This window comes from Geminocystis sp. NIES-3708 (assembly GCF_001548095.1).
Classification (GTDB): domain Bacteria; phylum Cyanobacteriota; class Cyanobacteriia; order Cyanobacteriales; family Cyanobacteriaceae; genus Geminocystis.
The window spans coordinates 214352-228899 of sequence record NZ_AP014815.1 but is presented as its reverse complement, the minus strand read 5'-3'; the positions used below and the strand labels follow the sequence as shown (position 1 = coordinate 228899).

The following is a 14548-nucleotide window of genomic DNA, read 5'->3' as shown; positions in this document are numbered from 1 at the left end:
TCACAAATATTCGATTAATTTTGTGTAATGAGTGTTATTTTCAATTATTTATCAAATGTTACAATAAAAATATAGCAGTTCATTATAACAATCATTAGTATGATTAACCAATCTCCCTTTGCTATATATAAATTAATCCTATCACGGCGATAAATTTCACCTACATGAGTCTGGAATTGATTAAGATTAGAAATCCATTTTGTATTACCATGAGGGTCAATGATGGCTGAATATCCTGTATTTGTTGCTCTTGCAGTCCATCTATCTGCTTCAATCGATCGCATAACATCTTGACTATGATGTTGAAAAGGCATAATATCACTATAGTGAGCATTATTAGAGGCTGTGACAATAAATTTGCCTCCTTTTAAGGCTTGATGACGAAAAATGTCTGAAAAAGCCGAATCATAGCAAATACCAACAATAGCTTGTCCAAAAGAAGTTTGGAAAATTTGATCTTTTTTTCCAGCAATTAAATGAGTATCTAGGGGAGAAAGTCGATTGATAATATTACCGAAAATTTTTCTTAGAGGAATATATTCACCTAAAGGAACTAATTTAATTTTGTCGTATTGGCTAATAACTTTTCCTTGTTGATTAATGCTAAATAAAGTATTAGTATAACTTTCATTTTTTAGATCAAATGCTCCTAATAGTAAAGGTATTTTTTCTTGATTTATTGCTTTAAAAATAGGACTGTGATCAACAATTTCATTATAAAAAAAAGGTAGGGCTGTTTCGGGAGTTATAATCAAATCTACTTTTTTCTCAGCTAAGTAATTATAACCTTTGGTATAGTTAATCATGGCGGTTTTAAAACCTGAATCATAAAGTTTTATTTCGTTGGGAATATTACCTTGAATAATACCAATTCTAATTAAATTTTCAGATTGATCATTAAGAGGTTTTTGATAATGTAAATAACCCATACCATGAGTAATAGTTAACAAAATTATGCCGTTAGTAATTAGGGAATATTTATTCTTATAGGAATTTTTATAATTATTTTTTATAAATAAAATATCTTCAGCAAATAAACCATTAATTAAGACAATTAATGCTGTAACAGTAGTTGGTCCTGAAATTTTTAATAATTGTAAAATAGCTAAATTATAAGGACTTTGAGTAAAAGATAAAGAAGTCCACCATAAAGGTGTAAAACTCCAAATTTTTTCTAATAAACACCAGAATATTACTCCTAAAAATATTGTTGTTAAATTAGGACTTAATAATTTATTCTTAGATATATTTTTTCTAATAATTAAATTTAAAATATATGACCAAATCGTAACTAAAATTGCTCCCCAAAAAGTAATAAATAACCAACAAAAAATAGCGATAATTAAGCTATTAAACCAAGAAACCCCCATCCACGTCATCGGATGAATACCAGTAATCCAAAATAAAGCAAAACCATGATAACCAAAACCCCATAATAATCCTGCTAAAACTGCTGTTACAGTTGACTGATATAAGGCTATCCATAAAGGAATTAAAGCTATCCATCCTAAAAACCATAAATTAGTTGGAGCGACAGTAAAACCCATTAATAGCCCTCCTATAAAGGCATAAATTAGGTATTTAAAAGATATTTTTTGTGAATTAATAAACATTTTATAAGTTAAAATTAATATAAATTATTTAGCTAAATATTAATTACTTTTTTTATAGATAATATTTGTAAAATAAACTATAAAAAAAAATTATTAAGAGAAGTTAAGAGTTTTAATATTTAGGTTATAGTAATTATATATTGAATGTATATTTATTATTCATCAGAATCACAATGTTAGATACTTTAGACTTAACTATTTCTTTGGATAAAGAAACTTATCGTGCCAAAATAGAAGGCTTAATGCGAGAATTGCGATCGCTACAAAATATTTGCTGGTTAGAAAAACTACCAATTATCGTTGTTTTAGAAGGATGGGCGGCAGCAGGAAAAGGGGCTTTAGTCAAGCAAATGACTAATTATATGGATCCTCGTGGTTTTATTGTACATCCGACTTTTGCACCTTCAGAAGAGGAAAAAAAATATCCTTTTCTGTGGCGTTTTTGGCAAAAAATACCTGCTAAAGGTAGTATTGGTATTTTCTATCATAGTTGGTACACTCACTTATTAGAAGATCGATTATTTGAGCGATTATCTAATGGAGAAGTGCCAATTATCATGCGTGATATTAATGCTTTTGAAAGACATTTAGTAGAAGATGGAGCAGTAATTGCTAAATATTGGCTTCATTTAAGCAAAAAAGAATTAAGAAGTCGCCTCAAAGAATACGAAAAAGACGAATTTGAATCATGGCGAGTCAGAAAAGAAGATTGGCAACAAGCTAAAAATTATGATCAATATCATGATTTAGCGGAGGAAATGCTTATTTATACAAGTAGTGGTTTTGCCCCTTGGGTGTTAGTCGAAGCTGATTGTCAACGGTGGGCAAAAGTTAAGGTGTTAACACAATTAGTTTCTACTATTCGAGAAGCCTTAGCAAAACGTAAAATTACTCCACAAACCCCTTCTTTACCTCCTCAAACTGCTTTATTATCTACTGAGCATGATTATTTAGGGCAAATTGATTTAAGTCTTACTATTCCAAAAGAAGAGTATAGAATCAAACTTAAACAATCTCAATTAGAACTCAGAAAGTTACAAAAAGACATCTTTGAACAAAATATTGGTATTCTCCTATTATTTGAAGGTTGGGATGCGGCAGGTAAAGGTGGTGCAATTAAAAGAATTACTGATATTTTAGATCCTCGTAGCTATGAAGTCCATGCTTTTGCCGCACCTACAGATGAAGAACATTTACATCATTACCTATGGCGTTTTTGGCGACGATTAACCCCCACAGGAAAAATTGGTATTTTTGACCGTAGTTGGTATGGTAGAGTTTTAGTGGAAAGAATAGAAGGTTTTGCCACAGAAATGGAGTGGAGACGTGCTTACAGAGAAATTAATGAATATGAGGCACAATTAGCTAGTTCTAATTATATTATTCTTAAATATTGGTTACATATTAGTCCTGAAGAACAATTAAGACGTTTTGAAGCAAGAAAAGATGATCCTTTTAAAAGTTATAAATTAACCGATGAAGATTGGCGTAATCGAGAACAATGGAATTTATATAATGTTGCAGTTAATCAAACTATAGCACGAACTGGCACGGGTCAAGTTCCTTGGACTATTGTGCCGGGTAATGATAAATATTATGCAAGGCTTTATATTTTAGATACTCTCATTAATGCTGTTAAAAATAAGTTAGCATCAATAAATAAACTTAATTGAAATAGTAATGGCGATATTTTCAGAATGCCTGATATATTAAAATGCTAGGACTAAAGTCTGACATCTCAATTTTTGATAGTTTTTATGATTCAAGATAATATTACTATTATTGTCAACGGTGAGCCTTACACTTGTGCTAACGATCTCTCTTTACCTTTATTATTACCCTCCCTTGGTTTTAATCCTCGTTTAATTGCTTTGGAATATAACGGCGATATTCTTCATCGACAATATTGGGATACTACTATTGTTAAGAATGGCGATCGCCTTGAAGTTGTTACTATTGTCGGTGGGGGATAAAATAATTAGAAATTAATAATTAATAAGATAGTTATAGAACAAAAAAGATAATTAAATTAAAGTATTAAAAATGAGTAGTAAAATAATTTGGCAACAAAATAGCGAAAATGTAGATAATTATAATGTTACTAATTTACAATTTATTAGTGAATGGTGGTCAAATTTAGGGCAACAAAAAGTGAAAATAGCCCAAAGATTAATTCCAGAAACAGGGAATCTTAATGATATTGATTGGAAATCCCAAAGATTTGATGAAGAATTTATCTTAGAATCACCCCAAATAAGAGGGATAACAGTTTATGGAAAAAAACAAAATGATGAAAAAGAATTTGGTTACACTCCTCAAAAACTAGAATTGGACATCAATAATCAAGAATTAGACATTTATTTACAATCTCAATCAAATACTCTTATTCGTTTTAGTGTTGCAAAGATTGTCTATCAAACTTTTTCACTAGGAGAGGTAGAAATAGTCAGTAATAGTGACAGCAAAAATCATCTTATCCTTGTCAGAAATAAAGAAAAAAAAGTAGAGATAACTTTTACCTTAAACCCTAATCAACAATTATATTTATTATCACAACTAGCGAAAAGTGTTAAACATAACCCGAAACTTAATGTATCTCCAGAAACCTTAACAGAATTACTAAAGTTATCGGAATAATAAGCTCTTAAATAATTAAAATTTATAATTATTAAAAACATTAAAATTCTAATAATATTCTAAGTGTGTATTCTAATTATGAAGATTGCAAATAATTAACTAATGCCCGTAAACCTAGACGATAACTTTCAGCACCAAAACCACTAATTTGTCCAATGGCTATCGGTGCTATGTATGAATTGTGTCGAAAACCTTCTCGCTTATAAATATTACTCAAATGTACTTCTACCGCAGGAATAGCTACTCCGACTAAAGCATCTCGGATGGCTATACTTGTATGAGTGTAAGCACCAGCATTAATGAGAATTCCTTGATAATTATTTAATGCTTCGTGGATATGATCAACTAACACACCTTCATGATTAGATTGAAAGCAAGATAGCACAACATTTAAGTTATTAGCTTCTTGCTCTAAGATTGTGTTAATATTCTCAAGGGTCAGATTTCCATATATAGTGGGTTCTCTTTTACCTAAAAGATTCAAATTGGGTCCGTTTAATACTAGAATACTAAATTTTAACAAGGATTAAGATTTTCTATAAAAATTAAGGTTAAATTATAACTTAATATTGACCACGATCCCTTACAGGAATAGGAATTAATTCGGGTTCAGGTTCTGATTGTGGTCCTAGTAAAGCCTCAATTAATCTTTGAGTCCACTCTTTTAGTTTTTCAATCACTTTCTCTATCTGATCCATTAATAAAGAAGACTCCTATAAAACTTTTTATCTCTAAAACCATCATAACCTTTACTTTTCTTAAATGCAACCGTTAATTTTTGTAAGAAATAGGAGTAATTATGGTTAAAAGATAGAATTATTGCATAATAAGCGATACAATCAAATATCATCTATGCTAAAGCCTAAATATTAGCATTATTCCTAAGTTTAATGAGTACAGAAATATATATCAATCACCCAAATTTTGGTCTTCTCTATCGTTTGTGCATTATCGAAAAAAATGAGGAGTTATTTACAACATTATATGCTCAACGTCTTTTTTTTAAAGTCGTCATTCAAGCTACAGAGACCATTTTTGAGCCTTTAAGTCGTACAGAGGCACGTATCTTAGTAGAAGCAAAATTACGTCGTCTTAGAGGTAACGGGGAATGGGATATTTATAAACAAGTCAATGAACTTTATCAACATACTTTTCAATGAGTAATCCTATCATTAACAATTTACGCCAAATTCAAGAGACAATTCCTTCTAATGTCTGTTTAATTGCAGTGACAAAAACCGTTTCGGTAGAAGTTATACAGACAGTTTATGAAGCTGGGGTGAAGAATTTTGCAGAAAACAAACTACAAGAGGCTATTGATAAACAAGAAAAATTAAAACATTGTAGAGATATTTGTTGGCATTTTATTGGTCATTTGCAAACAAATAAAGCGAAAAAAGCAGTAGAATCTTTTGAGTGGATTCACTCTGTTGATAGTTTAAAACTTGCTCAAAAATTGGATTTTCATGCTCAACAAGCATTAGAAAATGGGGTTATTGGTAAATTACCCCAAGTTTGTTTACAAATTAAATTTTTACCCGACGAAAATAAATATGGATGGAGTGTCGATGAATTTTATCAAGATCTGTCTGAGTTACTAAACTTAAAAAATCTACATTTTCGTGGTTTAATGACTATTTTGCCTACGGGTTTATCTTCAGAGGAGATTTTATCAGCTTTTCAAGGAGTAGCAAATGTCGCTTCAAATTTACGGAAAAATCAATATTTTCCACCAGATTTTGATCAATTATCTATGGGAATGTCTGGAGATTATTCTTTAGCTATTGAAGCTGGTGCAACGATGATTCGTTTAGGTACTATTATTTTTGGAGATCGCAAATAATAATTTTCAATTCTTTAAAGAAGGTGGAATTTCTAAATTATTTTCTAACATTAAATCAGCATTACTCATCACATCTATAGGATTACCATCGGCGACTATTTTGCCTTGGTTTAAAACAATTACTCGCTCACAAACTTCTAAAATTAACTCTAAATCATGGGAAGAAATTATAATAGTTTGAGAGGAAGATCGTAAAAAATTAATTAGTCTTCTTCTTGCTTTTAAATCTAAATTAGCACTAGGTTCATCATAAAGAATAATTTTCGGATTCATGATTAAAACTGATGCAATCGCTACCATACATTTTTCCCCTCCTGATAATTGATGAGGGATTCGATTTTGTAGATGTTCAACTCCAGTTGTTTTAAAAACTTCTGCCATTCTTAAATCAATTTCGTCGGAAGATAAGCCTAAATTTTCAGCTCCAAAAATAATATCATCTTTCACTCTAGGACAAAATAATTGATCATCAGGATTTTGAAATACTAAGCCAATTTCAGGATAAAAATTGTTAGGCTTTACTACTTTATCAAATAACTTAATTTCTCCTAGTTTGGGTGTTAAAATCCCACAGATGGATAAAAAAAGAGTAGTTTTACCACCACCATTCGCCCCAATTAAGCCTACTTTTGTTTGAGGTTCAATAGTTAAAGATAAGTTATCAAATAAATTATAGTTATTGTATTGAAAATACAAATTATTAATATCAATTGCTTTCATTCATTTTTAATATTTTATAGAATTAATCATAATAATAATAAGCTAAAAATCTTCTTAATGTTCAGTAATTTAAGATGATAGCCAACTGCTGATAGTTAACTTATTAAAATAAAATACTTTTTCAGTAAACTTTAATTAATTCCTTGATTTAAAGATGGTAAAAAAGTTACTAAAGGTGGAAAAGTTATAATTAATAATAACACAAATAATTGTAATAAAATAAATGGAATTACTCCTTTATAAATATCAATAGTTTTAATTTCAGGCGGTGCAACTCCTCGTAAATAAAACAATGCAAAGCCAAAAGGAGGCGTTAAAAATGAAGTTTGTAAATTAGTGCCTAAAATAACTCCATACCAAAGTAAATCAATGCCTAAAGCTTTAGCGGCTGGAGCAAAAATAGGAATTACAATAAAAGCAATTTCAAAGAAGTCAATAAAAAATCCCAAGATGAAAATGACTAACATATTAATAGCTAAAAAGCCCCATTTTCCACCGGGTAAATTAACCAATAATTGTTCCATAAAATGATCGCCACCAATACCACGAAAAACTAAACTAAAAGCCGTTGAACCTAGTAAGATAAAGATCACCATGGAAGAAATTCTCATGGTGGAATCACAGGCTTTTTTTAAAGCATTCCAAGTTAAATTTTGATTAAAATAAGCCAAAATCATTGCTCCTAATGAGCCAATTGCACCTGCTTCGGTGGGGGTGGCAACACCAAAAAAGATACTTCCCAAAACTAAAATAATTAACAAAATAGGAGGAATCATAGCCTGATAAACCCTTACCCATAAAGCTTTACCACCAATATTTCTAACTTCGGGAGGTAAAGCTGGTGCTGTATCAGGACGAATCCATGCTACAATCAAAACATGAAGAGCAAAAGCTCCTGCCATCAATAATCCGGGGATAAGTGAGCCGATAAATAAACTTCCAACAGGGGCTCCTAATTGATCAGCTAAAACTACTAAAACTACGCTAGGAGGAATAATTTGCCCCAATGTGCCACTAGCGGCAATTACTCCCGTAGCTAATTCCTTGTTATAACCATAACGAAGCATAATGGGTAAAGAAATTAACCCCATTGCCACCACCGTTGCCGCCACCACTCCTGTCGTTGCCGCTAATAATGCTCCAACTACAACCACGGCTAAAGCTAATCCACCTCTGATTCTGCCGAATAAAATACCTATCGTTTCCAATAATTTCTCGGCGATACCCGTAATTTCTAACATTGACCCCAAAAAGATAAAATAAGGAATAGCTAAAAGGGTATAGTTAGACATAATCCCAAAAATTCGGGAGGGCATAGCACTAAAAAAAATAGGGTCAAAAATCCCTAAAATTGAACCTATTAAAGCGAAAATTAATGCGACTCCCCCCAAGGAAAAAGCAACAGGATAACCTAATGATAAAAATAGTAACGCTCCTGCAAACATTAATAAGCCTAACCAATCATACATAATCAATGAATAATGAATAATGGATAATAAGAGGATGATATTTCACAATTCCTCATTCCTAATTATTAACTATGACTGAAGATTCTCAAACTATTTCCTTACCTAATATTGCTAGTGCCATTGCCTTAGCTGGTAGTCAAGAAGAAAATTTAAAATATATTGCTCGTCATACTGGGGCAAATCTAGTATTACGAGGTCAAGACTTAGTTATTCATGGTAAACCAAAACCAGTACAAAGAAGTATTGACGTTATTTATTGTCTTAAGCCTTATTGGGGTGAAGCTAAACCTTTAACTCAGCCTGATATTATGACAGCATTTCAGGCTTTAGATACTGGTAAAACAGAGGAATATCAAAATATTCAAAAAGAAGTATTCGCCAAAACTCGCAACGGTGAGTTAATTCGGGCAAAAACTTTTCGTCAACGACAATACATCAAGGCTATTCAACAACATGATATTACCTTCGGTATCGGTCCTGCTGGTACTGGTAAAACTTTTTTAGCCGCAGTATTAGCAGTACAAGCCTTATTAAAAGATGAATGCGATCGCCTAATTTTAACACGTCCTGCGGTGGAAGCGGGAGAAAGACTAGGATTTTTACCCGGAGACTTACAACAAAAAGTTAATCCTTTTTTACGCCCTCTTTATGATGCGTTATATGAGTTTATTGATCCAATGAAAATTCCTGAATTAATGGAAAAAGGAAAAATAGAAGTTGCACCATTAGCATACATGAGGGGACGAACTTTAAGTAATGCTTATGTCATTGTTGATGAAGCACAAAATACAACTCCAGCACAATTAAAAATGGTATTAACTCGTTTGGGTTTTGGTTCAAAAATGATTGTTACAGGGGATATTACCCAAACTGATTTACCATCTCATCAGCAATCGGGATTAGTAGTAGCTACAAAAATTCTTAGAAATGTAGAAGGTATTGGTTTTTGTTACCTAACTCAAGCAGACGTAGTTAGACATCCTCTTGTGCAAAAAATTGTCGCCGCTTATGAAGCTAATAGTAATTAAGTATTGCCGAACAATAATTTAGAAATTTAATTAAAAATATTACTTTTTGGCAATTAGGTTAAGATTTGTGATGAATTAATGAAAAAATATAAAAAATCATGACTGAATGGATTACCAACACAATGAATTCTTTAGGGTATATGGGAATAGCCCTATTAATGTTTTTAGAAAATTTATTTCCGCCTATTCCTTCCGAGTTGATTATGCCTTTAGCTGGTTTTACTGTGTCTCAAGGAAAAATGGAGTTAATACCCGCTATTGTTGCTGGGGTAATCGGAACGATTTTGGGAGCATTTCCTTGGTATTATTTTGGCAAACTTGTAGATGAATCCAGATTAGAAAAATTAGCAGATAAATATGGTAAATGGATTTTTGTTTCTGCTACGGATATTAGTAAAGCCAATCAATGGTTTAACAAATATGGAAATATTGCTGTTTTTTTAGGCAGATTAGTACCGGGAATACGAACTCTTATCTCTCTCCCCGCAGGAATAAATAACATGAATATGAGTTCTTTTATCATTTATTCTACCATCGGAACATTACTTTGGGTCTCACTTTTAACGGGTTCAGGTTATGTTTTAGGAGATAATTATGAATTGGTAGAACAATATATTGCCCCCGTATCTAAAATTGCTTTATTAAGTATTATATTTTTCTTTTTGATATGGATAATTAGAAAACAAATGAAAAAATAAGTTGTAACGGCTTCAGAAAATCGATCTAAAAATCTTCATCTGTAAAAATGATGACTTTTTTTGGATCAAAGTTAATAATTTCCTATGGCTCTCATTGATAATTACTTGCAATAAACTGGAAGAGTTGGCATTATATATTTAGTCAAAGTGTTGACATTATTTCATAAATTATTGCGAAATGAAACAAAAAACCCATAAAACCTGAAAATTTTTTCAGTAAATCATTGGTAAATTGTTAATTTTGCTAATAAACTTAAACTAGCAATAATATATTGTTACACTTAGTAAAGAAAATTTTAAAATAAAAATATTAATATCATGGGTCGTACAGGAGTATTGTTATTAAATTTAGGTGGTCCAGAAAAATTAGAGGATGTACGTCCTTTTCTATATAATTTATTTTCAGATCCCGAAATTATTCGTTTACCTTTTCCTTGGTTACAAAAACCCCTTGCTTGGTTAATTTCTACTCTTCGCAGTAAAAAATCTGAGGCTAATTATCTGGAAATTGGTGGTGGATCACCATTACTACAAATTACTGAAGCACAAGCACAAGCTTTACAATCTAAATTGTCTGAACAAGGGAAAGATATTCAAGTTTATGTTGGTATGCGTTATTGGCATCCTTTCACTGAAGAAGCGATCGAAAAAATTAAACAAGATAATATTGAAACGTTAGTTATATTACCTTTATATCCTCAATTTTCTATTAGTACCAGTGGATCGAGTTTTAGAGTTATAGAAGAAATGTGGAAAACAGATCCCCATCTCCAAAATGTTGAATATACCCTAATACCTTCATGGCATAATCATCAAGGTTATTTAAAGGCAATGGCAGATTTAATTAAACAGGAATTACAACAATTTGAAAATCCTGATGAAGTACATATTTTCTTCAGTGCTCATGGTGTTCCCAAAAGTTATGTAATGGAAGCAGGAGATCCTTATCAAGTAGAAATTGAAGAGTGTACTGACTTGATTATGAAAACCCTTAACACTAAAAATCCTTATACCCTAGCCTATCAAAGTAAAGTAGGTCCTGTGGAATGGTTAAAACCCTATACAGAAGATGCACTAAATGAATTAGGGGAACAAAATATCAAAAACTTATTAGTAGTACCAATTAGTTTTGTTTCTGAACATATTGAAACCCTCCAAGAAATTGATTTGGAATATAGGGAAGTTGCAGAAGAAGCAGGAATAACTAATTTTAAACGTGTACCAGCGTTGAATACTGATCCTATGTTTATCGAAGCCTTGAGTAGTTTAACCACTGAAGCCTTAAACAAAAAACCTTTGCTATTTAATGAAGTCACCCATCCAAAGAAAAATATGAAGATGTATCCCCAAGAAAAATGGGAATGGGGATTAACCAGTGCCGCCGAGGTATGGAACGGAAGATTAGCGATGCTTGGGTTTTTAGCTTTGATGATTGAAATAATCAGTGGTCATGGTCCTTTACATTTTGTAGGGATATTGTAAGTATGAAGGAATGAGGAATTAATTTTGATTCTTCACTCCTTTAAATTTTTAAATATTTTTCAAGATAATTTGATTTTCGCAACGATGAAAGATAATAAGCTATATTTTCAGAAATATAAAAGTTTAATCTTTGCAAAGAATAGTTAAGTTTTCTGTCAAAAAAAATAATCTAGTTATAATATCTGCTTTAATAAAATTAGGTTTAAATAAGTAATTAAAAATTAGAAGAAAAATCAGTCAAGAATAAAATAACAAATAAATTGGACGAGTAAATGTTCTTTTTAAAAGACTTTAGCAATTCCTTAAAACTAGCTAAATTATGTTTTATTCTAAGATAAGTAATAATTGATGAAAATAATGTTTGATGGTTTTTGATATTTATCTTTAGAAAGAATAAGAGTTTTGAATAAATATTAAATTAACCAAAAATTTATCAACAAAATAAAATTAATCTTAGAAATTTCTCGACTTTTTTTAATTCTGTCAATAAAGGAGATAAATTATTATGGTAAATGCCTCCACAGAAAGAATTAACGTTACAACCAAACAAGAAAAATTCGTCTTGTGGTTTGAAGAAGTAGGTATCGAAGATGTGCCAATGGTAGGAGGAAAAAATGCCTCCCTAGGGGAAATGATCCAACAATTGACCGCAAAAGGTGTTAATGTTCCCACAGGATTCGCTACTACTGCTTATGCTTATCGTTACTTTGTAAAAAAAGCAGGATTAGAAGTCCAATTACGCAAAATTTTCGCCAATTTAGACGTGGAAGATTTGCCCAATTTACAAGCTGTTGGACGACAGGCTAGAGCGTTGGTGTTAAATACTCCTTTCCCCAAAGAGTTAGATTTAGCTATTTCTGAGGCTTATTTTACACTTTGTGAACGCTATGGTAATAATCCTAATCTCTGCACTACGGATGATGAAGAAGAAATGATGCGTTTGCGTAGTTTCTCTTATGATATAGATGTAGCTGTAAGATCATCAGCAACGGCGGAAGACTTACCTGATGCTAGTTTTGCAGGGCAACAAGAAACCTACTTAAACGTTCACGGAGTAAAACAAGTTCTTGAATCTTGCCATAAATGTTTCGCTTCCATTTTTACAGATAGAGCTATATCATATCGTACTGTCAAGAATTTTGATCATTTTGAAGTCGCCTTATCGGTGGGTGTACAAAAAATGGTACGATCGGACTTAGCCTCATCAGGGGTTATGTTTAGTATCGACACAGAAACAGGCTTTAAAGATGCCGCCTTCGTGACTTCCGCTTATGGTTTAGGGGAAAACGTGGTACAAGGTGCCGTCAACCCCGATGAATTTTTCGTCTTCAAACCAACTCTAAAACAAGGCTTCAAACCCATTTTGAATAAACGTCTTGGCTCTAAAGAAATTAAAATGGTGTATGATTTAGGGGGTGGTAAACAAGTTAAAAACGTTCCTGTGTCAGAATCTGAGCGTTTACAATATTCCATCACCGATGAAGAAGCCTTAACCCTCGCCAAATGGGCTTGTATTATTGAAGATCATTACAGCGAAAAAAGGGGTCAATATAGCCCTATGGATATTGAATGGGCGAAAGATGGTCAAACAAGTCAATTATTCATTGTACAAGCCCGTCCAGAAACCGTACAATCGCAAAAATCAGGTAGTATCCTCCGTGACTATAAACTAAAAGCTACAAGTGAAATACTTATTACGGGTCGTGCTGTCGGTGAAATGATCGGTCAAGGTTTAGCCCGTGTTATCCTTGATGTACATAAAATTGGTGAGTTTAAAGCAGGTGAAGTGCTTGTAACTAACAAAACCGATCCCGACTGGGAACCTATCATGAAAAAAGCTAGTGCCATCGTCACTAACCAAGGGGGACGCACCTGTCATGCGGCGATTATTGCCCGTGAAATGGGTATTCCTGCGATCGTCGGTTGCGGTAACGCTACAGGTATCCTCAAAACTGGTCAAGATATTACCGTGTCTTGTTCTGAAGGAGAAGAAGGACGAGTGTATTCTGGATTACTACCCTTTGACATCATAGAAACTCAACTGGACAATTTACCCAAAACTAGCACCAAAATCTTGATGAATGTGGGTAATCCCGAAGAAGCCTTCAAATTAGCGTTAATTCCTTGCGATGGTGTTGGTTTAGCCCGTTTAGAGTTCATTATCGCTAATCATATCAAAGCACATCCTTTAGCATTGATGAAATATGATGAATTAACCGATGAATCCGTCAAGAAAGAGATTGCACAGTTAACTCTAGGTTACGAAAACAAATCCGATTTCTTCGTAGATAAAGTCGCTCAGGGTGTAGGTACGATCGCAGCCGCCTTCTATCCCAATCCAGTAGTAGTAAGGATGTCTGACTTCAAATCCAATGAGTATGCTAATCTTTTAGGGGGAGCAGATTTTGAACCTAAAGAAGAAAACCCCATGATTGGTTGGCGTGGTGCATCTCGTTACTATGATGAAAAATATCGTGATGCTTACGGTTTAGAATGTAAAGCCTTAAAACGTGTCCGTGATGACATGGGCTTAATTAACGTAATTCCGATGATTCCTTTCTGTCGCACTCCCTATGAAGGTCGCCGAGTATTAGCAGAGATGGAAAAACACGGTTTAAAACGGGGTGAAAATGGCTTACAAGTTTATGTAATGTGCGAAATTCCCAGTAACGTTATTTTAGCGGATCAATTTAGCGAAATCTTTGACGGTTTTTCTATTGGTTCAAATGATCTTACTCAACTAACTTTAGGACTTGATCGAGATTCCTCATTAGTAGCACACATTTTTGATGAACGCAACGATGCCGTTAAAGATATGGTACGCATGGTAATTGAGAAAGCGAAACGCAATAACCGCAAAATCGGTATTTGTGGACAAGCACCGAGTGATTACCCTGAATTTGCCCGTTTCTTAGTAGAATTAGGTATTGATTCCATGAGTTTAAACCCTGATTCTTTACTGAAAACCTTGCTTGATATTGCGAAACTAGAAGAAAGATTAGACGCAAATAAATAGTTATAATATTTGGGTAGGGTCAAATTATTAAGGCCTTACCCA

At 32.6% G+C, this 14548-nt stretch carries 14 protein-coding genes; 9 read left to right on the top strand and 5 right to left on the bottom strand.

Annotation, left to right across the window (positions count from 1 at the left end; translation table 11 throughout):
- Nucleotides 1-44: 44 nt before the first annotated feature.
- Nucleotides 45-1613, bottom strand: coding sequence for an apolipoprotein N-acyltransferase (lnt, locus tag GM3708_RS00935; protein WP_071827551.1), 1569 nt, complete (start codon nucleotides 1611-1613; stop codon nucleotides 45-47).
- 173 nt (nucleotides 1614-1786) lie between these two features.
- On the opposite strand from lnt, the gene pap reads away from it, so the two are divergent.
- From pap to GM3708_RS00920, 3 genes are all read left to right on the top strand, one after another.
- Complete coding sequence (gene pap, locus GM3708_RS00930) at nucleotides 1787-3286, top strand: polyphosphate:AMP phosphotransferase (RefSeq protein WP_066343216.1); 1500 nt, start codon at nucleotides 1787-1789, stop codon at nucleotides 3284-3286.
- Nucleotides 3287-3370: 84 nt separating this feature from the next.
- Nucleotides 3371-3586 carry a sulfur carrier protein ThiS gene (gene thiS / locus GM3708_RS00925; RefSeq protein ID WP_066343214.1) on the top strand — a complete coding sequence of 72 codons (216 nt, stop codon included), beginning with the start codon at nucleotides 3371-3373 and terminating at the stop codon, nucleotides 3584-3586.
- A gap of 70 nt (nucleotides 3587-3656) precedes the next feature.
- Nucleotides 3657-4250, top strand: a complete 594-nt coding sequence (locus GM3708_RS00920) for a hypothetical protein (RefSeq protein ID WP_066343212.1) — start codon at nucleotides 3657-3659, stop codon at nucleotides 4248-4250.
- A 76-nt stretch (nucleotides 4251-4326) separates the two neighbouring features.
- Here GM3708_RS00920 and aroQ read toward each other — a convergent pair whose 3' ends face one another.
- Nucleotides 4327-4773 (bottom strand): type II 3-dehydroquinate dehydratase, encoded by a 447-nt coding sequence (gene aroQ / locus GM3708_RS00915; protein WP_066343210.1) that lies wholly within the window; start codon nucleotides 4771-4773, stop codon nucleotides 4327-4329.
- A 40-nt stretch (nucleotides 4774-4813) separates the two neighbouring features.
- Complete coding sequence (locus GM3708_RS19570; RefSeq protein WP_255358410.1) at nucleotides 4814-4948, bottom strand: hypothetical protein; 135 nt, start codon at nucleotides 4946-4948, stop codon at nucleotides 4814-4816.
- A gap of 192 nt (nucleotides 4949-5140) precedes the next feature.
- Between GM3708_RS19570 and pipX the strand changes: the two genes are divergently transcribed.
- A complete protein-coding gene (pipX, locus tag GM3708_RS00910) occupies nucleotides 5141-5410 on the top strand; it encodes a transcriptional coactivator PipX (protein WP_066343207.1) in 270 nt (89 codons plus the stop codon).
- Nucleotides 5407-6093 carry a YggS family pyridoxal phosphate-dependent enzyme gene (locus tag GM3708_RS00905; protein ID WP_066343206.1) on the top strand — a complete coding sequence of 229 codons (687 nt, stop codon included), beginning with the start codon at nucleotides 5407-5409 and terminating at the stop codon, nucleotides 6091-6093. Before pipX ends, GM3708_RS00905 begins: the two co-directional genes overlap by 4 nt.
- Before the next feature lie 6 nt (nucleotides 6094-6099).
- Here the strand turns inward: GM3708_RS00905 and GM3708_RS00900 are convergent, their stop codons facing one another.
- Together GM3708_RS00900 and GM3708_RS00895 are read right to left on the bottom strand one after the other, a co-directional pair.
- A complete protein-coding gene (locus GM3708_RS00900; RefSeq protein ID WP_066343204.1) occupies nucleotides 6100-6813 on the bottom strand; it encodes an energy-coupling factor ABC transporter ATP-binding protein in 714 nt (237 codons plus the stop codon).
- A 131-nt stretch (nucleotides 6814-6944) separates the two neighbouring features.
- Nucleotides 6945-8282, bottom strand: coding sequence for a TRAP transporter large permease subunit (locus tag GM3708_RS00895; protein WP_066343203.1), 1338 nt, complete (start codon nucleotides 8280-8282; stop codon nucleotides 6945-6947).
- A 71-nt stretch (nucleotides 8283-8353) separates the two neighbouring features.
- Between GM3708_RS00895 and GM3708_RS00890 the strand changes: the two genes are divergently transcribed.
- From GM3708_RS00890 to ppsA, 4 genes are all read left to right on the top strand, one after another.
- Nucleotides 8354-9310: a PhoH family protein gene (locus GM3708_RS00890; RefSeq protein WP_066343199.1), complete on the top strand. Its 957-nt coding sequence runs from the start codon at nucleotides 8354-8356 to the stop codon at nucleotides 9308-9310.
- A gap of 98 nt (nucleotides 9311-9408) precedes the next feature.
- Nucleotides 9409-10008 (top strand): DedA family protein, encoded by a 600-nt coding sequence (locus GM3708_RS00885; RefSeq protein ID WP_066343198.1) that lies wholly within the window; start codon nucleotides 9409-9411, stop codon nucleotides 10006-10008.
- A gap of 318 nt (nucleotides 10009-10326) precedes the next feature.
- Nucleotides 10327-11490, top strand: a complete 1164-nt coding sequence (hemH, locus tag GM3708_RS00880; RefSeq protein WP_066343196.1) for a ferrochelatase — start codon at nucleotides 10327-10329, stop codon at nucleotides 11488-11490.
- A 505-nt stretch (nucleotides 11491-11995) separates the two neighbouring features.
- The gene (gene ppsA, locus GM3708_RS00875) at nucleotides 11996-14506 is read left to right on the top strand and encodes a phosphoenolpyruvate synthase (protein ID WP_066343194.1); all 2511 of its coding nucleotides are present in this window, start codon (nucleotides 11996-11998) and stop codon (nucleotides 14504-14506) included.
- The last annotated feature ends 42 nt before the right edge of the window (nucleotides 14507-14548 follow it).